Source organism: Actinomadura xylanilytica (genome assembly GCF_030283145.1).
GTDB lineage: Bacteria > Actinomycetota > Actinomycetes > Streptosporangiales > Streptosporangiaceae > Spirillospora > Spirillospora xylanilytica.
Window position 1 is genome coordinate 624,708 of record NZ_JASNWE010000004.1, and the last position, 21,687, is coordinate 646,394.

Below are 21,687 nucleotides of genomic sequence, written 5' to 3' on the forward strand. Positions count from 1 at the left end.
GGTGCCCTCCTCCCCCGTGCCGTGCCGTGCCGTGCCAGGGCATCGAACCGGCAAGCCTCCTCTGTGGTCACGATCGCGGGCGTCTCCATCGTTCCCCCCTTTCCGGTGCGGTCGTGGGTCGGGGCCGTCCCGATCCGGCCACATCGCGGTGCGATCACCGTGTCGCTGCGTGAGTCGTCCACCCCCGGCAGAATGTAGGCACAAAACCCTGTTGGCGGACCACGGCGGCCACTGCTAGCTTTTCGGAAGCCGTGCCAGAGAACGAGGAGGTGGTACCCGTGAACGTATCGACATGGGTGCTCCTCTCCGGGGTCACGGTCGGGCGATAGGTCGTCCGGGAGCGCCGTTCAAGAGCACTCCCGAAAGGCACGACCATGCGATTCACTTCTGAGCAGCGCCTCGACGACGGCGTCCTCGAACGCGAATTCACCCTCGGCGAGATCCCCGGCATCCTGTGGACGCCCGCATCCGCGTCCGCACCGGCCCCGCTGATCCTGATCGGCCACCCCGGCGGACTGCACAAGATGCGCCCCCGACTGGTGGCCCGGGCCCGGCACTCCGTGGCGGACGGCTTCGCCGCGGCCACCATCGAGCTCCCCGGAAGCGGTGACCGGCCCCGTTCCGCCGCCGCCGAGCAGGCCCGCGCCGACCTGCAGCGGGCGCTCGAGGCCGGCGGGCCGGTCGACGAGGAGATCGTCGACCGGCTCGTCCTCCCGCTGGTCGAAAAGGCGGTCCCGGAATGGCAGGCCGCCCTGGACGCCCTCCTTTCGCTGCCCGAGATCGGCGGCCCGGTCGGGTACTCAGGGGGAGTGATCGCCATCGGCATCCGGCTGGCGGTGGTCGAGCCGCGCATCTCGGCCGCCGTTCTGTTCGCCGGGAGTTTCGTGCCTCGCGTCCTGTTCGAGGAGGCCCGGCAGGTCACCATTCCACTGCACGTCCTGCTGCAGTGGGACGACGAAGGAAACGACCGGCAGATGGCCCTGGACCTGTTCGACGCCTTCGGCTCCAAGGAGAAGGCGCTGCATGCCAATCTGGGCGGGCACACCGGCGTCCCGCGGTTCGCGGGGGACGCCGCGGCCCAGTTCTTCACCCGGCATCTGAGCTAGCCGCCGACCACCCCCGCCGTCAGGCCAGCAGATGCACAACCGCCCCGATCGCGGCGGTACCAGCCATCGGCGGTACCGACCCGGTCGGGGCGGCACTCGGCCACCAGCTCCGTCAGTTGGGCCCACACCCCGTCACGATCCGTCCGGCCGCCTCGTCCGCCCCGAATCCCTCCGCGTGGGTCCAGCCCCACCCACCCGTGGGTCCAGACCGATACCGCGCCGACCAGGCGCTTTCTAGCGTTGGCGGCATGAAAGCCAACACGCCCACCGCGCTCGACGCCGCACTCCGCACCGACGCCCGCGCCGAAGGTGCCTTCGGCGCGGCGAAGAACAGCATCAGGATCTACGGGGCGCTCAGCGCCGCCGCCCTCCTGGCGGTCGTCGTGGTGTCGAGCAGCGGTCACATGGTGAACACGTTCATGTGGGTCCGCGCGGCCCTGCTGCCCGTGGCCGCCGTGCTGATCCACCGGTTGACCCTCTCGGCCGCCCTGGGATCCCGCCGGGCCTTCGATCGCGTGAGCGCCCTCGCCGTCATCATGCCGATCGCGATCATCGGCGTCGACCTGATCCCCGGCATCTGCCCGCTCTGGTACGCGGTGATGCAGGTCGTCTGCATGCTGCCCGTCATCCGCGTCGCGTTCATCATCCGCGGCTCTGCGCCGCGCGCCGTCTTCCCCAAGACGCGCTGATCCGGGACCGCCGTAGCGGGCCGGGAAGGTGTTCCCGATCAGCACGCCGCCCGGTAGCCCGGCCCGGCCGGGACGTGCTCGGACCACCAGCGGCGGGTGAAGGACGCCCCCACCTGGTCGCAGAGGTCGGCATGGACGTCGGGCAGGTGACCGGCATCGCGTACGGTCAACTCGTCGGTGAGCCCGGTCCACGTGAGCAGCGAGCGTCCGTCCGGGCTGAACGCGACCGATGTGATCCCTCCGTTGGACTTCTCCACGATGTCCGTGCCGATCTGCCGGCGGGTCGCCAGGTCCCACAGTCGCAGACGGCCGCCGCCGATGGTGGCCAGCACCCGTCCGTCCGGGTGGAAGGCCAGGCGCGACACGAGCTCACCGGTCGGGACGGTGATCCGGTTCCCGGCGCCGCCGGAAATCCCCCTCAGATCGACGACCACGTGCCCGTCCTGGACGGTGGCGAGGGAGCCGGTTCGCGCCGCGATCGCGGCCACGCTGGGACTGCCGGGAGTTCGGGCGAATCCTGGTGGCGGTCGGGTGGGCCGAAGCGTGTCGGAGCTCAGGAAACGCACAGTGGTGGGAACGCTGCCCCGACGTTCGTCGGAGTCATCGGACCGACGCGCGACGGCGATGATCGAGGTTCCGTCGGCGGTGAACGTCAGTCTTCCGAACCCGGCCCCTTTGCCGGACTCTTTGAGCAGTCTGTAGGTGCCGGGGTCCCACAGTCGCACCACGCCGTCCTCATCCGAGGTGGCCAGCGCACCGGTGCGGGGGTTGAAGGCCGATGCTGTCAGGGCGGTCTTGGCCGGCCACGCGGTGAGCAGGACCTCGTGGCTGATCGCCACGCTGTCCGCGCCGAGCGTGATGAGCCGTTCGCGGGCGAAGACCTCCAGTACGACTCCGAGGTCATCCGCGTCCACTCCCGAGCGGGCGAGCTCGCTCCGGGAGACCCGATCCGCCGTCGGGACGCCGTCGTCACCGATCGCGGTCAGGCGGAGGAAGACGCGACGGCTGAGCTCCTGCTGCGCCGGGCCCAGCCGGGCGTAGGCACGCTCCGCGCTGGTGGCGACCGCGTCCTCGATCCCTCCCGCGGCCTCGTAGTCCCGGAGCGTCAAGCCCTCATCGGCGGCGGAACGGTCCCGGGTGCGCCAGGCCTGGTCGAGTGCGTACGACAGCAGCGGGAGCATCCCGGCCCGCGTTCCCGGCTCGCCGGCCGTCCCGTCCGGCACCCGTCCCGGCACCGACGCGGCGGCGACGAGCCGGTCCACCAGCCGTCCCTCGACGCGCGCGCCCACCGCCCGCGCGGGCTCGGTGATCGCGATCTCCAGCTGGCGGGCCGTCATCGCCGGGAGCAGGTAGCGATCCTGAACCGCCGCCGCCAGTTCCTCGTACTCGACGCACCGTGCCTCGAAGTCCGAGCGCATCGCGATGACGACCATCGCCGCGGGCGTCCGATCCCGGCCGACCGGATGGGTGGCGGCCGCGTGCAGCGCACTGACGAACCTTCGCCGCTCGTCCTCGTCCGGGCAGAGCGTGAAGAGCTGCTCGAACTGATCGATGATCAGCAGCAGCCGCTGCCGCTGCCGGCGATCGGTCACCGTGATCGGCGGGCCACCGTTCCGGTGCGCGGTCGCCGCCTGCCGTGCCGCCTGCGCGAGACGCGGGGGCGAGCCGTGCAGTTCCTCGGCAAATGCGCCGGAGGAGCCACCGATGATCTGACTCAGCCCTGCGGCGAGTTCCTCGAAAGGGGCGGCACCGGGAGTGGTGATCAGACACGGCCATTGAGCGGTCTGGGGGTGCTCGGGAATACCGTTCTCGCGGAACTCGGAAAGCACTCCCGCGTACAGGAGCGAAGACTTTCCAACGCCGGACGTACCAGAGAGGATCGTTATCCCCGGCCGCTCCATCTGCTTCATCAGGAGCGAGCGGACCTTTCCGGTCTCCCGCGCCCGACCGAAGACAGGCCGGCGTCCTGCTCGGTGAAGGCGTCCAGTCCGCGATAGGGGGAGGCCACGGCGCCGGCCGCGTCGAACAGCGCCGGGCGGTCCCGCTGTTCCATCCAGGTGGACGCGCCCTGATAGACGACGGACACGTACTGGTCCCGCCCTGCCTGGAAGACCTGCCCGTGCCCCGAAGCGGCCCCTTCCTGCCGCACCGGCGGCATCGAGGCATCGTCCTCGGACGGTGGGGGCATGGCCGTTCCCTCGTCAGTCGGCCGGCTTCTCGCCGATCGTCATGTCGCGTCCTGCCTGGTAGACCCGTCCGTGCCCGCTGGCCTCACCGCGCTGGAGCGCCTGTGTCCGGGCCTGCTGCGAGTCGGGCAGCAGCGGCCTCCAGACCTGGTCGAGGACGCGGCTCACCTCGACCTCGATGCTCGGATCGTCAGCGAGCAGCCGGGCCAGCCGCAACCGCCACTCGGCCAGGAGTTCGGCCTCGGCGTCGCGGTCGTTCGCGCGACGGGCGAGCAGCAGCCGTTCATGGAGGTCGTCCAGTTCCTCCTCGATCGCCTGGGCCCGACCGGGGTGCACTCGCTGCCAGAGGGCCACGGCCCCGTTTCGGGCCTGCTCCCAGCCGTCGGTGGCGATGGCGGTCACCAGTGCCGTTCCCGCCGCAATGGCCAGCGGATCCATTGCCACACCTCCAGGTTCACCCGTGGTTAAAAGTTGATCACGCTCTCCTTGCGGCCGGCCAGTGAAATGGCGGGGAAAACCTGACCGGAGGCGGTCAGTGTCATCGTGCCCAATGGCGAAAAAGGGGGGCGCGGTCCGACGGACGCCGTCCGGTCTGATCGCTGTTGAGGGCATCGCGTGACGACCGGGGTGGTAGAAGATCAGCAGTCGTCCGGGGGCCTCGATGCGTTCAGCCCACGGCCACGCCGATCGCACAACCCCGTGACCTGCGCCGACCTCAGCAGAGATCGATGTGAAACAGCCGTGCCGGACGGGTGGTCGACCGTGCGCGGTAACGCTTCGCGGCCGTCGGTCCAAGAGCGGGTGAACTTCCGAAAGGAGACAGCGCATGGCTGAACCTGAGAACGGCCTCTCCCGCATCAGACACGATCCCGAAGCGTTCGAGGCGTTCTACCGGCGCCACGTCGAGACGGTGAACAGGTTCGTGGCCCGGAGAGTGGACGACCCGCACACCGCTGCGGACATGACCGCCGACGTCTTCATCGCCGTGATCGACTCCGCGCACACCTACAGGCCGAGCTGCGGCAATGAGATCGGCTGGCTCTTCGGTGTCGCGCGGAACGTCCTGGCCGCCAACCGGCGCCGGGCGGGCCGGGAACTGCGCGCGAACCAGCGGATCGCGGGGCGGCGGTTGCTCGACCCCGACGACATCGACCGGCTGGTGGAGCGCATCGACGCCGAGAGCACCGGCCGGCGTACCTACCAGGCCCTCGCCGACCTGCCCGCGGGGGTGCGGGCACTGCTGGAACTGATCGTCGTCGACGGGCTGACGGTCACCGAGGCGGCCGCCGCGCTCGACATCCGCCCGGTCACCGCCCGGGTCCGGTTGCACCGTGCCCGCAGAGTCCTGAGGGACGTCGTCTCCGCCCAAACCCCCGCGATGGCGTACGCAAAGGAGTGATCCCCATGCAGACCTTCGAAGACCGGCTCCTCGCGGAGCTCAAGCACGTCGTGGCGACCAACCGGCCGGCCGCAGAGTCCCGGCGCCGACCGCGGCGGTGGACGGGACGCATCGTCCTAACCGCCGGAGTCGTCGCGGCCGCGGTCGGAACGGTGATCGCGGTACCCGCCCTCACCCAGGACAAGAGCGCGCGGGCGAACGCCATCGAGCGTGCCCCGGACGGCTCCATCGCGGTCCATCTGGTGGAGTTCACCCATCCCGAACGGGTCGAACAGAAGCTGCGCGCCTTGGGAGTGCCGGCGAAAGTGGACTTCCTGCCGTTCGGCACACAGTGCAAGGGACGTGAGTACGACAGCGACTTCTGGATGTACGAGAAGCCGGACGCCGGGGTCTTCGGGGACGACCCCGGATCCGACCCGCAGGCCGACGAGGACATGAGGGGAGAGGTGGGCGCGCGCATCCATCCGGACAAGCTGAAGCCCGGGGAGATGGTGGTCCTCGACGTCTGGTTCGAGGACGCGGCGACCGTCCTCAGCCCCATGGTGAAGAGGGTCGGGACGGTACCCGCCTGTGTCCGGGTGCCGGGTGGCCCTCAGTCGGGCGCCGACGGCGTCGGGGGCTGATCTCGGAAACGGGATCGGGCGCACTTGCCGATCCCCCTCCAGGCGGAGGCCCGGCTCCCGAGCAGACCGGAGCCGGGCCTTGGTCTTTCGAAGATCGGCCGATCGGAACTGATGACATCGACGGGGAAGTCGAGTTCCTGCAACAGCTCACCGATCCTGTCCCAGGACTTGTCACACCCACGGGTGGACTTTGGCGCCCCTGGCCTGCCGGGGGCTCGATGGCGATGACCGGCCTGCGCGATGCCGGCCGTCGTGGCCGCATCGGTGGCCGGACGGCTCAGCGAAGCTCCTGGATGCGGATCAGGTTGCCCGCGGGATCGCGGAAGGCGCAGTCGCGGATGCCGTACGGCTGCTCGGTCGGCTCCTGGACGACCTCGGCGTCGGCGGCCCGCACCTTCTCGAAGGTGCCGTCGAGGTCCCGGGTGGCCAGCAGGATCCAGCCGTAGGTGCCCTTGGCCATCATCTCGGCGATGGTGCGGCGCTCGTCCTCGGTGACCCCGGGGTCTGCGGCCGGCGGCGCCAGGAGGATGGACGTGGAGGGCCGGCCGACCGGGCCGACCGTGATCCAGCGCATCCTGCCCTGTCCGACGTCGCTGCGGACCTCGAAGCCGAGGGCGTCGCGGTAGAAGGCCAGGGACGCGTCCGGATCGTCATGCGGGAGAAAGCTCGTGTGGATGGTGATGTCCATGACGATCAGGCTACGTTGACCTGCGCTTCTCGATTCCTGACCGACCTGGCCGGCCGGTCCGCCGCGTCCCGGAGGCCGCGCGCACCGGGCCCGGCCGTGTTCCCGGCGCGAGGCCCGGCGAGGGTAGTCGCCGATCTTGGTCTCGGGGCCCGCCGGGCGTCAATAGGATCCTCTGATGATCACCAGACGATGGTTGGCGGGCGGCTGTCTGCTCGGCGTGTCGGCCGCCCTGACCTTGTTCGGCACGCCGGCCGTCTCCGCCGATGACGGTGGTGCCGCGGAGCCGCCCAAGGTCGAGCTGGTGCTCGACGTCAGCGGCTCGATGCGCGCCCGGGACATCGACGGGCGCAGCCGGATGTCGGTCGCCCAGCAGTCCATGGGCGAAGTGGTGGACGCCCTGCCGGCGGAGACGCAGCTGGGCTTCCGGGTGCTCGGGTCGCGGTACCGGTTCCCTGGCAGTTCCAAGGCCGTCGGCTGCAAGGACACCCAGCAGATCGCCCCGGTCGGCCCGATGGACAAGGTGGAGACGAAGGCGGCGATCGCGACGCTGCGTCCGACCGGCTGGACCCCGATCGGGCTCGCGCTCCGCGCCGCCGCCAAGGACCTCGGCACCGGTGAGACGACGCGGCGGATCGTCCTCATCACCGACGGCGAGGACACCTGCTCGCCGCCCGACCCCTGCGACGTGGCCCGCGAGCTGGCCGCCCAGGGGACGCACCTGGTCGTGGACACCCTCGGGCTCACCCTGGACGACAAGGTCCGCCGGCAGCTCACCTGCATCGCCGACGCGACCGGGGGGACGTACACGGCCGTCCAGCACCAGCAGGAGCTGACCGGCCGCCTCAACCAGCTCGTCCAGCGGGCCAGGACGACCTACAAGCAGACCCCGCACAAGGTGGCCGGGGGCGCGCAGTGCGCCAACGCGCCGGTGCTCGCCCCCGGCGTGTACACCGACCGGGAGCGGTTCGGCGAGCACCGCTGGTACCGGGTGTCGGTGGCTCCGGGGCAGGAGCTGCGCACCTCCGTCAGCGTCGCGCTCGACCGGAAGCTGAACCCCGACTACGGGGTACTGCTGCGCGCGGTGTCCCAGGGCGGCCAGGAACTCGTCCGCGGCACCGGCGCGGGCAGCGGGCGCACCGACGTGCAGTCCACCGGCCTGCGCTGGTCGGACCAGCGGCCCGAGACGGACGTGTCCGCGTCGCCCACGCCGGGCGGCGGGTCCGGCGAAGGGACGGTCTGCCTGGTGGTCAGCAACTCCTTCTCCGCCCCCGCCTCCGTGCGGACGGCGCCCGGCATGCCGCTGGAGCTGACCGTCGACCTGGTGCGCTCCTCGGACGCGCCGGGCGGGCCCGACCTGGGCCGCGGCTGGCTGCTGCTGGCCGTGCTCGCCGGGACCGGCCTGGTCGCCGGTCTCATCACCGGATGGCTCGCCCGCTGGCGGGTCGCCATCTGGAAGGAGAACTGACCATGCGCGCCGCCCCCCTCCTCCTCCCCCCGGCCGCCGGCGCCGTCCTGCTGCTGGCCGCCGCCGGACCGGCCGCCGCGGACGGCTCCTCCCCGAGCCCCCGTCCGGCCATCGGCACCGCCGGGACGTCCTTCCTGACGGCGACCACCGTGGAACCGGGGCAGCCGGTCCGCGTGTCCGCCTCGACCGGCGACCATCTGTACTGGTCGTTCGCCGCCGCCGCCGGGCAGACCGACCGGATCACGGTGACCGTCGCGCTGCCCCCGGCGGCGAGCCGCCACGGCGCCGCGACGTACACGGCCGATGTCTTCGACGGGCTGCGCCGCCGCCAGGCGTGCACGGCCGGTCCGCAGAACGCGACAGCGGCGGCGAGCGCGACGAGCGTCAGGCTGCACTGCACGCTGCGTCAGGTCCGCGCCTGGGCCGAGCCGTGGTCGGACGACCCTCTGCCGGGCACCTACTACCTGCGGCTGTCGGCGAGCGACCTGCCCGAGCCGGACCTCGGCCTGCCGATCCGCGCGGACGTGCAGATCACCGCGAAGGACGGCGACGCGCAGCCGGCGGGCGCGAAGCTGGAGGCGCCGCTGTCCCCCGCCGTCAACCCGGGGACCACCCTGGCTCCGGACGCCGCGCCGGCGGCGTCGCCGTCCGCCGTCAGTTCGGCGCCGAAGCCGGCCGAGCGCGTCAAGGGCTGGTTCTCCTGGCCGTCCGGCCGGTGGTGGTGGACGCTCGGCGGCGGTGTCCTCGCCGCCATCGCGGCCGTGGCGGGGTTCAGCCTGACCCGCCATCCGCGCCGCTGGTTCTCCGCTCCCCGCTGAACCACCGCGCCCGCGGCCGGGCACCGCACCGGTGCCCGGCCGCCTCGCGAATCGCGCCGGAACCGGCCGCGGACCTGGAAAGGGACGAGCATGAGCTTTATGGCGCTGTACTCCAGGGCGCTCCTGGCCGCCCTGTTCGGCAGGCGGCCTCCGGCCGGACAAGGGCCGCCGCGCAAGCCGTCCGATGACCGCACAAGCCCGGAATGCGGCGAGGACGAAACAGCCGTCCCCCGCCGTCCCGAGGACCCCGGACAACACCGGCCGTGACCGGCCACAGATCGTCCGGCCGGAGTGCCCGTCCACGCCGCCGACGCTCGTGCCGTTCGCCAGCGATCGCCGAGGCGCTGGACGCCGCGGAACTGTCTGCGATCGATGATGAGAGCATCGCCGGGTCCGTCGAGGAGCTACGGAGGGGGAACACCGGCGAGCCCGGTGCCGCCCCTCGGAAGCGGCACCGGCGGCGAGCGTCGACTCGCCCGATCCGAACGCCCCGTTGATCCAGTTCACCTGACCGCCGAGTTCTCCACCCATGACGCTTCACCGTGGTCAGCGGTGTCGGCGTCGCAGTTGTGGGCATGGGAACAGATGGGGTGAATGTCTCATGCGTGTAGTTGCGGTACGAACCGTGCTTCCGGAACATCGCTATGAGCAGCATCAGATCACCAAGGCCGTCAAGCGGTGGACGGCGGGCGACCAGAGGCTGCTCGAGCGGTTCCACGCGGCCACCCAGGTGACAGGGCGGAACCTGGCGCTGCCGCTGGAGGAGTACGAGAATCTGACCGGGTTCACCGCGGCCAACGACCTCTATATCGAGACCGCCATCGACCTGGGGACGAAGGCGGTCCGGGAGGTGCTGGAGGCGGCCTCGATCGATCCGCGGCAGGTCGACCACCTGGTCTTCTGCTCCTCGACCGGAGTGGCGACGCCCTCTGTGGACGCCGCGTTGGCGCAGCGGGCGGGCCTGCGTGAGGACGTCAAGCGGCTGCCGGTCTTCGGGCTGGGCTGCGCGGGCGGGGCGGCGGGGCTGTCGCGGCTGCACGACTACCTGCGCGCCTGGCCGGACCAGGTCGCGGTACTGGTCTGCGTCGAGTTGTGCTCGCTGACCGTCCAGCACGACGACGCTTCGATGGCGAACCTGGTGGGCAGCGGCCTCTTCGGCGACGGCGCGGCGGCGGTCGCGGCGATCGGCGACCGGCGGGAGGCGGACGAGCCGCCGGCGGCCCTGGCGAACGGCTCCGGGCCGGAGCGGGGCCCCGTCGGGCCCCGTGTCGTCGCGACCCGCAGCAGGCTCTATCCCGACACGGCGCGGCTGATGGGCTGGAACGTGGGCGAGCACGGCTTCCGCATCGTCCTGGCCGCCGACCTGGTGGACATCGTCGAGTCCAGCCTGGGCGACGACGTCACCGCGTTCCTCGCCGACCACGGCCTGTCCCCCGGCGAGGTCTCCTCCTGGGTCTGCCATCCCGGCGGCCCCAAGGTGATCGACAAGATCGCCGAGGTCCTCGCGCTGGACGACGGGGAGCTCGACCTCACCTGGCACTCGCTCCAGCGGCTCGGCAACCTCTCGTCGGTTTCGGTGCTGAACGTACTGGAGGAGACGATCGCGCGGCGGCACCGGCCCGAGGACGAGCCCGGCCTGCTCATGGCCCTCGGACCCGGGTTCTCCGCCGAACTGCTGCTGCTGCGGTGGTGATCCCCTGCTCGCCTACACGCTGCTGATCCTGCTCGTCGCCGCCGAGCGGCTCGCCGAGCTCGTCGTGTCCCGCCGCAATCTGGCGTGGGCCAGGCGGCGCGGCGGCATCGAGTACGGCCGGCGGCACTACCCCGGATTCTTCGTCCTCCAGACGCTCCTGCTGGCCGGGGCGCCCCTGGAGGCATGGCTGCTCGACCGGCCCTTCATCCCCGCCCTGGGATGGCCGATGCTGGCGGTGTGCGTCCTCGCCCAGGGACTGCGCTGGTGGTGCATCACCACCCTGCGCGAGCAGTGGAACACCCGGGTGATCATCGTCCCCGGCCTCCGGCTCATCGACAAGGGCCCCTACCGCTACCTGCGCCATCCCAACTACCTGGCGGTGGTCGTCGAAGGCGTCGCGGTGCCGCTCGTCCACACCGCCTGGCTGACGGCCCTGATCTTCACGGTCGCCAATCTGGGCCTGCTGAGGATCCGGATCGGTGTCGAGGATGACGCACTCCACCAGGCCGCGGCCATGACGAGCGCTCCGCCCGGCTCCCCGCAGGCCCCGCCCGTGCTCTAGGTGTACTGCCCAGGGACGTTGGTCAATCTGGGCCGTGTTTCAAAGCCCGGCCCGGCGTCCTCGCCTGGCGGCTCGGACACCGACCTGGCTTGGGCGAACGCGACATCGCTCCGCGATCCGGCCGGTGGGGCTCGCCTCCGGCATCGCCCCACCGGCCAGATAACGCGCTCGCCGACGGCCGAGGCACTTTGAGACAGGCCCTAGGCCCGGTAGGGGGCGGCGATCAGGGCGGCGAGCAGGGCCGCGCGTTCGGGCAGGGCGGCCAGGACGATGTGCTCGTCGGGGGCGTGCGCGCCCCGGCCGCGGGGGCCCAGGCCGTCGAGGGTGGGCAGGCCGCGGGAGCCGGGCAGGTTGGTGTCGCCGGCGCCCGCCGCCGGGCGGCCCTCGATCGTCTGGCCGAGCGCGGCGCCCACCGCCGCCAGGTGGGCCAAGAGCGGATTCGCGGGGTCGTCCTGCCAGGTGGGACGGGACGTCAGCACCTCGGCCTCGACCGTCGCGCCGGCGCGGATCGGGCGGGCGTTCTCGAGGACGTCGAGCATCCGGCGCTCAGCGTCGGCGTCGGTGAAGCGGAGGCCGATCTCCGCCCAGGCGTCGGCGGCGATCACGTTGGCGCGGGTGCCGCCCTCGACGCGGCCGATGTTGCACAGCGTGGTGCCGTCGCCGGGGACCGCGGCGCGGACGGCGGCGAGCTGGTCGAGCAGCTCGTCGATCGCGGACACGCCGCGGTCGGGGTCGAGGGCGGCGTGCGCCTCCTTGCCGCGCACCCGCAGCGCGATCCGGGTGCTGCCGCGCCGGGCGCTCTTGCAGGCACCGTCGGGGTGCGGCGACTCCAGCCCGATCACCGCGGCGGCGCCGGGGAGGGCGGCCTCGACGACCGCGCGGCCGGTCGGGCTGCCGACCTCCTCGTCGGCCACCACGACCGCGCGGACCGGCGCGGGCACCGCGATCCCGGCGTCCGCCAGCGCGCGCAGGGCCATCTCGAGGGCGACCAGGCCGCTCTTCATGTCGAGCACGCCCGGCCCGGTGACGGTCGTCCCGTCGTCGGTGTAGGGCATCTCGGCGAGGCGGCCCACCGGCCAGACGGTGTCGTAGTGGCCGACGACCAGCAGGTGGCCGCCGCCGTCCGGGCCCCATGAGGTGACCAGGTGGTCGCCGTGCGGGGACGGGACCCGGCTCACCCGCCCGCCGCTGGCCGCCTGCCCCGCCGCGACCAGGTCCGCACAGCGGGCGAGGGCCTCGGCGTCGCCGCTGGGCGACTCGGCCAGCGCGTACTCGCGGAGGCGGGCGCGGCCGTAGTCGAGCTGCGCGGCGACGGCCGCGGTGATGGCGGCGGCGGTCTCGGGGGCGATCGCGGTCATGTCTCTCCTGTGCGGTCGGTGGACGAGCACTGATCTTCGTGCGCGAACATACGGATCGTAAGCCCGCACGATGCGGCCACCATTCTTGACGCTGACGTGGAGCGATGCTACAACCAGGACATAGATCCACAACATATCTAGGTCAGGACATGTGCTGACAGTAAGTGATGCGATGCCGTCGAACCCATCGGCCGTCCAGGTGCGGCCACTGTCCGAGCCCGCCGAGATGCGCGCCGCCGTCGAGCTGTACCGCGAGGTCTTCGGGCTCGGCGCCACCGACCCGGCGGTGAGCCCGCGCCTGCTGATTTCCCTGATCCACAACGGCGGCTCGGTCGTCGGGGCGTTCGACGGCGCCGAGATGGTGGGCTTCGCCTACGGTTTCGGGGGCGTGGACCCGTCCGGCGCCGTCTACCACTACTCGCAGATGGCGGCCGTCCGCGCCGACCAGCAGGGACGCGGCGTCGGCCGGGCGCTCAAGCTCGGCCAGCGCGCGCACGTGCTGACCACGGGGGTGACCGCCATGCGCTGGGCGTTCGACCCCGTCCGCACCCGCAACGCGCACTTCAACCTCGACGTGCTCGGCGCGGTGGCCCGGTGGTTCGAGCCCAACCTGATGGGCGTCGAGGAGGTCGGCCGCGACCGGGGCATGCGCACCGATCGGCTCATCGCCGAGTGGGACCTGACCGCCGAGATCCCCGCGCGGGCGGCGCGGCCGGCGCCGCCGCCGCGGGTCGGCTGGGGCGAGCGGGCGCGCGACGGCGAGGCCGAGCTGGTCGGCCTGCCGAGCGACTGGGAGGCATTCCTGGCCGCCGGCCGGGACGCCGCGGTCGCGCTGCGCGAACGGGTCGCGGACGCGATGGGCGCGCTGGTCGCCGACGGGTACGCGGCCGTCTCCTGCCAGGTCGTGGACCGCGACACCGCCGTCTACCGGTTCGTCCGGGACGCATGAACGACCGCCCCGGCCGACCCGGCCACCCCGGCCCGCACCGCACGCCGGCCGGCGCGCCCGCCCTCTACCTGGAGACCTGATGCCGACTGATCCCCGTCCGGGGGACGGCCCCCGGACCGCCGCCGCGCGGCCGGGCGGTCCCCGCCCCGCCGCGGCCCGTCCGACCGTGGCCGCCGTGGAGGCGTTCCGGCTGAGCCTGCCGCTCGTCCACTCCTTCCAGACCAGCTCGCACCGCAAGTCCCACCTGGAGCACATCGTGGTCCGGGTGGCCGGCGCGGACGGGACGGTCGGCTGGGGCGAGATCGCCTCGCCGAGCGACCCGTACTACTGCCCCGAGACCGTCGACACCTGCTGGATGATCCTCCAGCGGTACCTGGCGCCCGCGCTGGTGGGCTCCGAGTGGGACCATCCGGCGGACGCGGGCCGCGCGTGGGCGAAGATCCGCGGCCACCACTTCGCCAAGGCGGGCCTGGACATCGCCTGCTGGGACCTGTGGACGCGGGCGTCCGGGACGCGGCTGGCGGACGCGCTCGGCGGCACCCGGGACCGCGTCGCCGCCGGAGTCAGCCTGGGCATCGAGCCCACCGTCGAGGAGCTGCTCGCCCAGGTCGGACGGCACGTCGCGGACGGCTACCGGCGGATCAAGCTGAAGATCGCGCCGGGCTGGGACGTCGCGCCCGTGCGCGCCGTCCGCGCGGCGCATCCGGACCTGGCGGTGCAGGTGGACGCCAACGGCGTGTACCCCGAGACGGGCGAGGCGCTGGCCACCCTGCGCGAGCTGGACGCCCTCGGGCTGCTGCTGATCGAGCAGCCGTTCGCCCCCGGTGCGCTGGCCGCGCACGCCCGCCTGGCCGAGCGGATCGGCACCCCGGTCTGCCTGGACGAGTCCGTCGACGACCTCGACCAGCTCGACTCGGCGATCGCGCTCCGCGCCGGCACCGTGCTCAACATCAAGGTGTCGCGGATGGGCGGGCTGACCGCCGCGCGGGCGGCGCACGAGCGGGCGGTCGCGGCCGGCTGGCGGGTGTGGTGCGGCGGCATGCACGAGTTCGGCGTGGGACGCGCCGCCAACGTGGCCATCGCGTCGCTGTCCGGCTTCGACCTGCCCAGCGACGTGTCCGGCTCCGACAAGTACTACGCGCACGACATCGTGGCGCCGCCCATCCGCGCGGTGGACGGGATGGTCGAGGTCCCCTCCGGTCCCGGCCTCGGCCACGAGGTCGACGAGGAGTTCGTCCGGGCCCAGGCCGCCGACGCCTTCCGCGTCTGACCCGGACAGGAGTAGGCCCCCGAGCCTTCGCTCGGGGGCCTACTCCTGTCCGGGTCAGATGAGGCCGGTGGCGGTGTAGACGACGCGGCCGACCTCCGCGATGAGGTCGGCCGCGCGCTCCTCCACCTCGGCGGACGCCGGCCCGCCTGCCCCGGCGTCCGCGGCGGCCCCGGCCGGCCCGGCGGCCTCGGTCAGCGCGACGACGACGAGCGGCGCACGGCCTTCGGCCAGGACGATGCCCACGTCGTGGCGCACACCCACCAGCTCGCCGGTCTTGTGCGCCAGCCGGGCCCCCGCGGGCAGGTGCCGCGGGAGGCGGTCGTTGGTCTGCTGGCGGGCCAGCACGTCGAGGGCCAGGGCGGTGGACGGCCCGTCCAGCAGCTCGCCGCGCGCCAGCCCGGCCAGCAGCGCGGCGACGTCGTCCGGCGTGGTGAGGTTCTCCTCGCCGCGCGCCCGCGCCGCCGCGTCCAGCATCCGGCGGGCCGGGACGGTGCCGCGCAGCCCGTTGCGGGCGCACCACGCGGCCACCCCATCGAGGCCGACCAGGTCGATCAGCAGGTTGGTGGCCGTGTTGTCGCTGAGCACGATCATCAGCGTGAGCAGGTCCCGCACGCTGAGGTCGGGCACGTCCACCAGGTCCTTGACGATCCCGCTGCCGCCCACCGAGGCCTCCGGGCCGAGCGGCAGCCGGTCGTCCAGCGACCAGCGGCCCGCCTCGGCGCCGGAGAGCAGCGTCATCATGATCGGCAGCTTGATCACCGACGCGGCGGTGAAGGCGCGGCCGGCACCGACCGCGACCCGTTCGCCCGAGCCGAGGTCGTGCGCGACGACGCCGAGCGCGCCGCCCCACCCGGCCGCGCGCCGGGCCAGTTCGTCCAGTTCGTCGCGCATGAACCCCCCGATCGACGTTTAGAGCAGGACCGCGAACAGGACCATGAACCCGACCGTGTTGACCGCCATGATGGCCCAGCCGTTGAACAGCATCATCCGCAGGTCGCTGGACCGGGCCAGGCCCATCTGGCCCATCATGTCGGCGGTCGGGTACGGGCCGAGCTGGTCGATCTGCGCGGTGCCGAGCAGCGCCACCGACCACGCGGCCGGCGGGATGCCGAGCGAGGCGACCAGCGGGCTGAACAGCTTGTTGATCAGCACCACCTGGGCGACGGCGGCGCCGGGCACCGCGTGCACGTAGCCGATCCCCACCACCAGCAGCAGGAACACGAACGGCCCGACCTCCGGCATGACCGGCTTCAGCGCGTCGAAGATGGTCGCGAACGCGCCGGTCTTCTCCACCAGCGTCAGCAGCGGGTCGAGCAGCCAGAACAGCATGAACAGCCAGATCAGCCGGGACGCCCCGGCGTAGACGGCCTCGGTCGTCGCCTTCGGCCCGAGCCGTCCGGCCAGTCCCGTCGCGGCGGCCGTGACGACCATGACCACCAGCGCGTACGAGTACCCGGCCTTCATCCACACGCCGTACACCGCGAGCGCCACCAGCACGCCCACGAACGTCATGGCGGCGCGCCGTCCGGCGGCGCTCGGCGCGGCGTCGGCGGCGCCCTCGGCGGCGTCCGCCGCGGTGTACTCCTGGTCGGTGTGCTTCTGGATCCAGCGGGCCATGAAGAACCCGGTGATGATGGTGACCGCGCCGACCGGGAGCCCGGCCTTGAGGAAGTACTCCCCATAGGAGAGCTTGGCCGCGGCCGTGATCGTCACGACCGGCGGGGTGAACGGGCCCATCATCAGCCCGGCCGCGCCCGCGGCGTGGAACATCGCCGCCACGGCGGGCGGGCGCCAGCCCATCCGCGCCGCGATCGGGATGACGATCGGCGCGATGATCGCGTTGCCGCCCGCCAGCGTGCCGAGCGCGCCCACGATGACCAGCGAGGACGCCATCACCCCGAACTGGACCCGGGTCGGCGTGCTCAGCCCGATCCGGCCCATCACGGTGCGCACCAGCGCCTGCGCGGCGCCGGTCTGCTGGGCCACCTGGCCGAGCCCGGCGCCGAGCAGGATGATCAGGCCGATCACCGCGACCAGCGAGCCCATCGAGGTGGCGAGCTGTTGGCCGAGCGGCACCGGCGCGGTCCGCGTCATGATCGCCGCGACCAGCACGGCGCCGATGGTGGCCAGCACCACGTCGACGCCGAGCAGCGCGAGCACCGCGTACAGGACGATCGGGATCAGGCCCCACAGCCCGGCCTCGCCGCCGGCCACCGCGAGCACGACGCTCGCCAGGACGCAGACCGCGAAGCACACCACCGCGGTGATCTGCTTGCGCTCCCAACGTCCGCCGAGCGTAATAGCGCTACTCACAGGCGCTCCTCTTCAAGCAGGGATCCCGCGTACGGGATCCGGTCGAGATCGCTCATCCGGCACGGCGCAGGACGCGTCCGGGACGCGCCCCCGTGGCCGTGCCGTCGCGCAGGACGGGGACGCCGCGCACGAGCACATGCCGCACCCCCGTGGCGAGCCGCCACGGGTGCGCGAAGTCGGAGGTGTCCAGGACCGTGCCGGGGTCGAAGACGGCCAGGTCGGCCGTCAGCCCGGCGCGGACCTCGCCACGGTCGGTCAGGCCGAGCCGGGAGGCGGGCAGCGAGGTCATCTTCCGCACCGCCTCGGGCAGCGTGAGCAGCCCGTCCTCCCGGACGTACCGGCCGAGCACCCGCGCGAAGGTGCCGAAGCTGCGCGGGTGCGGACGGCCCGGCCCGGACGGCCGCAGCGTCCAGCCGTCGCTGGCCACGCTCACCAGCGGGTGCGCGAGCACGTCCGCGACGTCGCCGGGGTCCATCGCGTGGTTGACGATCGCGACGGTGGCTTGGTGCGCGGCCAGCAGCTCCATCGCCGCGTCCGCGGGGTCGGTGCCGAGCTCGGCGCCGATGTCGGTGAGGCTGCGTCCGGTGAACCGGGTGTAGGGGCCGTCCGGCAGCTCGGCGACGACCACGCCCTCGGGCGCGATGTCGCGGCCGAAGCGGGCGCGCAGCGCGGCGGCGATCCGGGCCCGGGTGGAACGATCCATCAGGCGCTCGAGCAGCCGCTCGGGGCCGCCGTCCATCGCCCAGGCGGGCAGCCGGGACGTCAGCGTGGTGGACGAGGCGGTGTAGGGGTAGACGTCGGCGGTGACGTCCACGCCCCCGGCCCGCGCGTCCTCGATCATGGCGAGCGCCGCGTGCACCGCGCCGTGGTTGGCCGGGCCCATCACCTTCAGGTGGGAGATCTCCAGCCGGGCCCCGGAGGCGCGGGCCGCGTCCAGCGCCTCGGCGACGGCCGCGAGGAGCCCGCCGGTCTCGTCCCGCATGTGGGTGGAGTACAGCAGCCCGTGCTCGGCGGCGGTGGTGGCGAGCGCGGCGACCTCATCGGAGGAGGCATAGGAGCCGGGCGCGTAGATGAGGCCGGTGGAGAACCCGAACGCGCCCTGCTCGGCGGACTCGGCCAGCAGCGCCCGCATCCGCGCCAGCTCCGCGCCGGTGGCGGCGCGCTCACCGGCGCCGACGACGGCCATCCGCAGCGCCTGGTGGCCCACCTGGGCGGCCATGTTGATCGCGGGCGGGTCGGCCTCGACGGCCGCCGCGTACCCGTCCAGGTCGGTCCAGCTCCAGTCGAGCTCGGAGCCGAGGAACCCGACCGCGCCGGCGAGCGCCGCGGCGTCGGCGACCGGGAACGGCGAGAACCCGCAGTTGCCGCCGAGCAGCGTGGTGACGCCCTGGTACACCGCGGTGTCGGCGGCCGGGTGCGCCTGCACGCTGAAGTCGGCGTGCGAGTGCAGGTCGATGAACCCGGGGGCGACCACCAGCCCGGACGCGTCCAGCACCTCGCCCGCCCCGGCGCGCGCGGCACCGGGCGGGACGATCTCGGCGATCTGCCCGCCGCGCACGACGACGTCGGCCCGGCGGGGCGCGGCGCCCGTGCCGTCCAGCACGTCGCCGCCGGTGATCACCACCTCGGGGTCGTTCATGCCGCCCCTCATTCGTCGGAGTAGATGGTCAGGGCGTGCGCGAGGTCCTCGCGCCGGGCGAGCCGCCGCCGGGCGCCCTTCGCGCTGGCGGCGGTGAGCGTGGCCAGCGCGTGCACGACGGCGGAGATGGCCGTCGGCGAGTCGCTGTAGGACGCGCTTCCGGTGCCGACCAGCACCGTGGTGTCGCCCGCCTCGGCCAGCGGGCTGCCCGCGTCGTCGGTGATGGCCACGACGTGCCCGCCCGCGGCGGCGAACTCGCGCGCGACCGTGATCGTCGGCCGGGCGTAGCGGCGGAAGGAGAACGCGACCAGCACGTCGGTCGGCCGCACGTCGCTGAGCACGTCGATGGCCCGCACCGCGGCCTCGTCGATCAGGGTGACGCCGGCGAGGCTGGCCGACAGCTCCAGGTGCAGCAGCGTGGCGTGCGCGCGGCTCTTGGCGCTGCCGAGGATGAACCGCCGCCGCGCCGCGACGATCCGGGCGGACGCCAGCTCCAGGGCGCCGTCGGCCTGGAGCCCGGCCATGGTGGTCTCCAGGTTCGCGCGCTCGGCCTCGATCACCGCGCTGAGCAGCGCCGACGCCGACGATGGCCGCCGCAGCCGGGCCCCGTACCGGGCGTCCGGGCTGCTCAGCCGCCGGTTCTCGGCCGCCGCCGCGTCCCGCCGGTCCTCGGCCGCCACCGGCCCGGACCGTCCGGGGGACTCATCGCTCAACGCTCGCTCCCGCTCGTGGATATGTACCTTATGTTGAAGCCCCCTTGTTGTAGCAACGCCGCCCGACATACGTCAATGACCTCATACGTTCCAATTTGAACCCATCCGCTCGCCCCGGCCGTCCCGCCCGCCAATGTTGCCGATATGTAACGTATCTTCGGCCCCGCTCCGCCCGGCCGCCCGCGCGGTCACATCACCCAGCGCCGGAAGCCGCCCTCGGAGTCGATGATCTGCCCCGTGATCCAGGCGCTGTCGTCACCGGCCAGCCAGCGGACGAGCCGGGCCACGTCGTCCGGACGGCCCCAGCGCCCGGCGGGAAGCGCCCGCCCCACCGGGGTCAGGGGCGGCGGCCCGGGAGCCTGGCGGCGACCGTCCGGCCCAGGGCGGTGATCTCGTCGATGCGCAGGAGGCGGGCGAGCAGGAGGAAGAGCGCGCCGCCCAGCAGGCCGCCGGTCGCCAGGCCGGTCAGCGCGGGGACGAGGCCCTGGCCGAACCGGCGGACGATGAACGCGTGGATCACCAGCGTGAGGACGAGCGCGGGGAGGCCCGCGAGCACGGCCTTGACGATGGGCGCGGCGATGGCGCGTCCGTGCAGGGTGCCGAGGCGGCGGTGCAGGAGGACGGCCATGACGGCGCAGCCGAGGGTCCAGGCCACGCCCTGCGCGAACGCGATGCCCATGACGATGCGGTCGGTCGGCAGGAGCCGGTACCCGGCGAGGGCGAGGGCGATGCTGACGACCGTGGTGAAGATGCCGACCAGCGCCGGGGTGCGGGTGTCGGTGATGGCGTAGAAGCCGCGCTGGAGCAGTTGCAGCGCGGCATAGGGGATCAGCGCGACGGCGAACACCCGCAGCACGTCGGCGATCACCAGCGCGTCGGCGATCCCGGTGGCGCCGTGCGCGAAGAACACCACGCAGATCTCGGCGCTGAGGCCGAAGAGCAGCAGTGCCGACGGGATGATGATGATCAGTGACAGCCGCAGCCCGCTGGACAGGTCGTCCGCGACCCGGTCGAGCCGTCCCTCGGCGGCGCTGCGGCTCATCCGGGGGAACAGCGCGGTGATGACGGAGACGGCCGCGATCGCGAACGGGAGCTGGAAGAACTGGTAGGCGTTCACCCACGGCGTGAGCCCGACGCCGTACCGGATGCCCTCCTCCACCCCGCGAGCCCCCGCGCTGTTGGCGATGTTGGTGTAGACGAACAGGCCGAGCTGCTGCGCGGCCACGAAGACCAGCGTCCAGCCGGCCATGGTGCCCATCGACCTCAGCTCGCCGGGCCGGAAGTCGACCCGCGGCCTCCAGCGGAACCCCATCCGGTAGAGCGAGGGGATCAGGCCGAGCGCTTGCAGGACGACGCCGACGGTCGTGCCGACCGCGATGAGGGTGACCTCGCCGCCGGTGATGGTGTCCGGGTCCACCGGCCCGCCGGCCACGAAGATGAACGTGAGGCCGACGGCGCAGACGACGACGTTGTTGAGGACGGGGCACCACATGGGCGCGGCGAACCGTCCCTGCGCGTTCAGCGACGCGCCGGCCACCGCGCTGAATCCGTAGAAGAAGATCTGCGGGAGGAAGAACAGCAGGAAGACGGTGGCCAGGTCGCGCTGGGCGGGCGGGAAGCCGCCCGTATACATCCGGATCAGCAGCGGCGCGAGGGCCATCGCGGCGGCCGTGAACAGCGCGAGGGTGCCGAGGAGCAGGGTGAACAGGCGCTGCTCGAACTCCTCGCCGTACTTGGCCGAACGCTGCCGCGCGCGGACCAGCAGCGGGACGTGCGCGGCCGTCAGCACCCCGCCGAGCAGGGTCTCGTAGATGATGTTCGGGATGGTGTTGGCGGTGTTGAAGGTGTCGCCCAGCGCCTGGGTCCCGAGGGCCGCGACGAGCACCATCGTGCGGACGACCCCGGTGATCCTGGACGCGAACGTGCCCGCGGCCATGATCGCGCTGGACCGGAACAGCCCGCCGCCCGATCCGGCCGGGGGCGCCTCCCCCTGGTCGAGCGCCTCCGATTCGGCGTCCGCGGGCACATAGGGGACGGGGTCCGGCTCCGCCGCCGGTTGCGAGTCATGCGTCACCGAATTCTCCCCCGAAGTGCCCGGACTCCCCTTCGACGCCGCCCAAGGTCCTGATCATGGAGCCGCCGAACATCAAATCACAGGGGTCGCGTCCCCTGGGACGAGGTCACCGCCGCACCCACGGCGTCCCCGTCGCCGCCGG

At 72.9% G+C, this 21,687-nt stretch carries 21 protein-coding genes; 10 read left to right on the forward strand and 11 right to left on the reverse strand.

Annotated elements, in window-relative coordinates; all coding sequences use genetic code 11:
* The first annotated feature begins 374 nt into the window (after window positions 1-374).
* On the forward strand, window positions 375-1,106 hold the full coding sequence (locus QP090_RS26740; protein ID WP_285942163.1) for a dienelactone hydrolase family protein: 732 nt from the start codon (window positions 375-377) through the stop codon (window positions 1,104-1,106).
* A gap of 248 nt (window positions 1,107-1,354) precedes the next feature.
* The gene (locus tag QP090_RS26745; RefSeq protein WP_285942164.1) at window positions 1,355-1,795 is read left to right on the forward strand and encodes a hypothetical protein; all 441 of its coding nucleotides are present in this window, start codon (window positions 1,355-1,357) and stop codon (window positions 1,793-1,795) included.
* Between the two features lie 38 nt (window positions 1,796-1,833).
* On the opposite strand, the gene QP090_RS26750 is transcribed toward QP090_RS26745, so the two are convergent.
* The 3 genes from QP090_RS26750 to QP090_RS26760 are packed head-to-tail and all read right to left on the reverse strand — an operon-like array spanning window position 1,834 to window position 4,419.
* Window positions 1,834-3,705, reverse strand: coding sequence for a WD40 repeat domain-containing protein (locus tag QP090_RS26750; protein ID WP_349666510.1), 1,872 nt, complete (start codon window positions 3,703-3,705; stop codon window positions 1,834-1,836).
* Window positions 3,705-3,983 carry a hypothetical protein gene (locus QP090_RS26755; protein ID WP_285942166.1) on the reverse strand — a complete coding sequence of 93 codons (279 nt, stop codon included), beginning with the start codon at window positions 3,981-3,983 and terminating at the stop codon, window positions 3,705-3,707. Before QP090_RS26755 ends, QP090_RS26750 begins: the two co-directional genes overlap by 1 nt.
* 13 nt (window positions 3,984-3,996) lie before the next feature.
* Complete coding sequence (locus QP090_RS26760) at window positions 3,997-4,419, reverse strand: hypothetical protein (RefSeq protein ID WP_285942167.1); 423 nt, start codon at window positions 4,417-4,419, stop codon at window positions 3,997-3,999.
* A 388-nt stretch (window positions 4,420-4,807) separates the two neighbouring features.
* Here QP090_RS26760 and QP090_RS26765 point away from each other — a divergent pair, with 388 nt between their 5' ends.
* Together QP090_RS26765 and QP090_RS26770 are read left to right on the forward strand one after the other, a co-directional pair.
* Window positions 4,808-5,380 carry an RNA polymerase sigma factor gene (locus tag QP090_RS26765; protein ID WP_285942168.1) on the forward strand — a complete coding sequence of 191 codons (573 nt, stop codon included), beginning with the start codon at window positions 4,808-4,810 and terminating at the stop codon, window positions 5,378-5,380.
* A gap of 5 nt (window positions 5,381-5,385) precedes the next feature.
* Entirely contained in the window at window positions 5,386-6,003 is a 618-nt protein-coding gene (locus tag QP090_RS26770; protein WP_285942169.1) for a hypothetical protein, read from the forward strand.
* A gap of 277 nt (window positions 6,004-6,280) precedes the next feature.
* Here the strand turns inward: QP090_RS26770 and QP090_RS26775 are convergent, their stop codons facing one another.
* Window positions 6,281-6,691, reverse strand: coding sequence for a VOC family protein (locus tag QP090_RS26775; protein ID WP_285942170.1), 411 nt, complete (start codon window positions 6,689-6,691; stop codon window positions 6,281-6,283).
* A 175-nt stretch (window positions 6,692-6,866) separates the two neighbouring features.
* Here QP090_RS26775 and QP090_RS26780 point away from each other — a divergent pair, with 175 nt between their 5' ends.
* The 4 genes from QP090_RS26780 to QP090_RS26795 all read left to right on the forward strand — a co-directional run bounded on the left by QP090_RS26780 (window position 6,867) and on the right by QP090_RS26795 (window position 11,229).
* Window positions 6,867-8,156, forward strand: a complete 1,290-nt coding sequence (locus QP090_RS26780) for a VWA domain-containing protein (RefSeq protein WP_285942171.1) — start codon at window positions 6,867-6,869, stop codon at window positions 8,154-8,156.
* Between the two features lie 2 nt (window positions 8,157-8,158).
* Complete coding sequence (locus tag QP090_RS26785; RefSeq protein WP_285942172.1) at window positions 8,159-8,974, forward strand: hypothetical protein; 816 nt, start codon at window positions 8,159-8,161, stop codon at window positions 8,972-8,974.
* A 601-nt stretch (window positions 8,975-9,575) separates the two neighbouring features.
* Complete coding sequence (locus QP090_RS26790; protein WP_285942173.1) at window positions 9,576-10,667, forward strand: type III polyketide synthase; 1,092 nt, start codon at window positions 9,576-9,578, stop codon at window positions 10,665-10,667.
* A gap of 64 nt (window positions 10,668-10,731) precedes the next feature.
* On the forward strand, window positions 10,732-11,229 hold the full coding sequence (locus QP090_RS26795) for an isoprenylcysteine carboxyl methyltransferase family protein (protein ID WP_285942174.1): 498 nt from the start codon (window positions 10,732-10,734) through the stop codon (window positions 11,227-11,229).
* 200 nt (window positions 11,230-11,429) lie between these two features.
* On the opposite strand, the gene QP090_RS26800 is transcribed toward QP090_RS26795, so the two are convergent.
* On the reverse strand, window positions 11,430-12,587 hold the full coding sequence (locus QP090_RS26800; protein WP_285942175.1) for a M20/M25/M40 family metallo-hydrolase: 1,158 nt from the start codon (window positions 12,585-12,587) through the stop codon (window positions 11,430-11,432).
* Window positions 12,588-12,759: 172 nt separating this feature from the next.
* Between QP090_RS26800 and QP090_RS26805 the strand changes: the two genes are divergently transcribed.
* Window positions 12,760-13,536, forward strand: coding sequence for a hypothetical protein (locus QP090_RS26805; protein ID WP_285942176.1), 777 nt, complete (start codon window positions 12,760-12,762; stop codon window positions 13,534-13,536).
* Between the two features lie 79 nt (window positions 13,537-13,615).
* Complete coding sequence (menC, locus tag QP090_RS26810) at window positions 13,616-14,806, forward strand: o-succinylbenzoate synthase (RefSeq protein ID WP_285942177.1); 1,191 nt, start codon at window positions 13,616-13,618, stop codon at window positions 14,804-14,806.
* A gap of 54 nt (window positions 14,807-14,860) precedes the next feature.
* Here menC and QP090_RS26815 read toward each other — a convergent pair whose 3' ends face one another.
* The 6 genes from QP090_RS26815 to murJ all read right to left on the reverse strand — a co-directional run bounded on the left by QP090_RS26815 (window position 14,861) and on the right by murJ (window position 21,545).
* Entirely contained in the window at window positions 14,861-15,697 is an 837-nt protein-coding gene (locus QP090_RS26815; RefSeq protein ID WP_285942178.1) for a serine hydrolase, read from the reverse strand.
* 18 nt (window positions 15,698-15,715) lie between these two features.
* Window positions 15,716-17,119 (reverse strand): TRAP transporter large permease subunit, encoded by a 1,404-nt coding sequence (locus tag QP090_RS26820; RefSeq protein ID WP_285942179.1) that lies wholly within the window; start codon window positions 17,117-17,119, stop codon window positions 15,716-15,718.
* A gap of 52 nt (window positions 17,120-17,171) precedes the next feature.
* Complete coding sequence (locus QP090_RS26825) at window positions 17,172-18,758, reverse strand: N-acyl-D-amino-acid deacylase family protein (RefSeq protein WP_285942180.1); 1,587 nt, start codon at window positions 18,756-18,758, stop codon at window positions 17,172-17,174.
* Between the two features lie 8 nt (window positions 18,759-18,766).
* Window positions 18,767-19,471, reverse strand: coding sequence for a MurR/RpiR family transcriptional regulator (locus tag QP090_RS26830; RefSeq protein WP_285942181.1), 705 nt, complete (start codon window positions 19,469-19,471; stop codon window positions 18,767-18,769).
* Window positions 19,472-19,659: 188 nt separating this feature from the next.
* Window positions 19,660-19,803: an SDR family oxidoreductase gene (locus QP090_RS26835; protein ID WP_285942182.1), complete on the reverse strand. Its 144-nt coding sequence runs from the start codon at window positions 19,801-19,803 to the stop codon at window positions 19,660-19,662.
* A 5-nt stretch (window positions 19,804-19,808) separates the two neighbouring features.
* Window positions 19,809-21,545: a murein biosynthesis integral membrane protein MurJ gene (gene murJ, locus QP090_RS26840; protein WP_285942183.1), complete on the reverse strand. Its 1,737-nt coding sequence runs from the start codon at window positions 21,543-21,545 to the stop codon at window positions 19,809-19,811.
* Between the last annotated feature and the right edge of the window lie 142 nt (window positions 21,546-21,687).

What these genes read in the sequence shown, in the direction of transcription:
- QP090_RS26740 (WP_285942163.1), top strand. Translation starts at nt 375, where the DNA reads ATGCGATTCACTTCTGAGCAGCGCCTCGACGACGGCGTCCTCGAACGC.
- QP090_RS26745 (WP_285942164.1), top strand. Translation starts at nt 1,355, where the DNA reads ATGAAAGCCAACACGCCCACCGCGCTCGACGCCGCACTCCGCACCGAC.
- QP090_RS26750 (WP_349666510.1), bottom strand. Translation starts at nt 3,705, where the DNA reads ATGAAGCAGATGGAGCGGCCGGGGATAACGATCCTCTCTGGTACGTCC.
- QP090_RS26755 (WP_285942166.1), bottom strand. Translation starts at nt 3,983, where the DNA reads ATGCCCCCACCGTCCGAGGACGATGCCTCGATGCCGCCGGTGCGGCAG.
- QP090_RS26760 (WP_285942167.1), bottom strand. Translation starts at nt 4,419, where the DNA reads ATGGATCCGCTGGCCATTGCGGCGGGAACGGCACTGGTGACCGCCATC.
- QP090_RS26765 (WP_285942168.1), top strand. Translation starts at nt 4,808, where the DNA reads ATGGCTGAACCTGAGAACGGCCTCTCCCGCATCAGACACGATCCCGAA.
- QP090_RS26770 (WP_285942169.1), top strand. Translation starts at nt 5,386, where the DNA reads ATGCAGACCTTCGAAGACCGGCTCCTCGCGGAGCTCAAGCACGTCGTG.
- QP090_RS26775 (WP_285942170.1), bottom strand. Translation starts at nt 6,691, where the DNA reads ATGGACATCACCATCCACACGAGCTTTCTCCCGCATGACGATCCGGAC.
- QP090_RS26780 (WP_285942171.1), top strand. Translation starts at nt 6,867, where the DNA reads ATGATCACCAGACGATGGTTGGCGGGCGGCTGTCTGCTCGGCGTGTCG.
- QP090_RS26785 (WP_285942172.1), top strand. Translation starts at nt 8,159, where the DNA reads ATGCGCGCCGCCCCCCTCCTCCTCCCCCCGGCCGCCGGCGCCGTCCTG.
- QP090_RS26790 (WP_285942173.1), top strand. Translation starts at nt 9,576, where the DNA reads ATGCGTGTAGTTGCGGTACGAACCGTGCTTCCGGAACATCGCTATGAG.
- QP090_RS26800 (WP_285942175.1), bottom strand. Translation starts at nt 12,587, where the DNA reads ATGACCGCGATCGCCCCCGAGACCGCCGCCGCCATCACCGCGGCCGTC.
- QP090_RS26805 (WP_285942176.1), top strand. Translation starts at nt 12,760, where the DNA reads ATGCCGTCGAACCCATCGGCCGTCCAGGTGCGGCCACTGTCCGAGCCC.
- menC (WP_285942177.1), top strand. Translation starts at nt 13,616, where the DNA reads ATGCCGACTGATCCCCGTCCGGGGGACGGCCCCCGGACCGCCGCCGCG.
- QP090_RS26815 (WP_285942178.1), bottom strand. Translation starts at nt 15,697, where the DNA reads ATGCGCGACGAACTGGACGAACTGGCCCGGCGCGCGGCCGGGTGGGGC.
- QP090_RS26825 (WP_285942180.1), bottom strand. Translation starts at nt 18,758, where the DNA reads ATGAACGACCCCGAGGTGGTGATCACCGGCGGCGACGTGCTGGACGGC.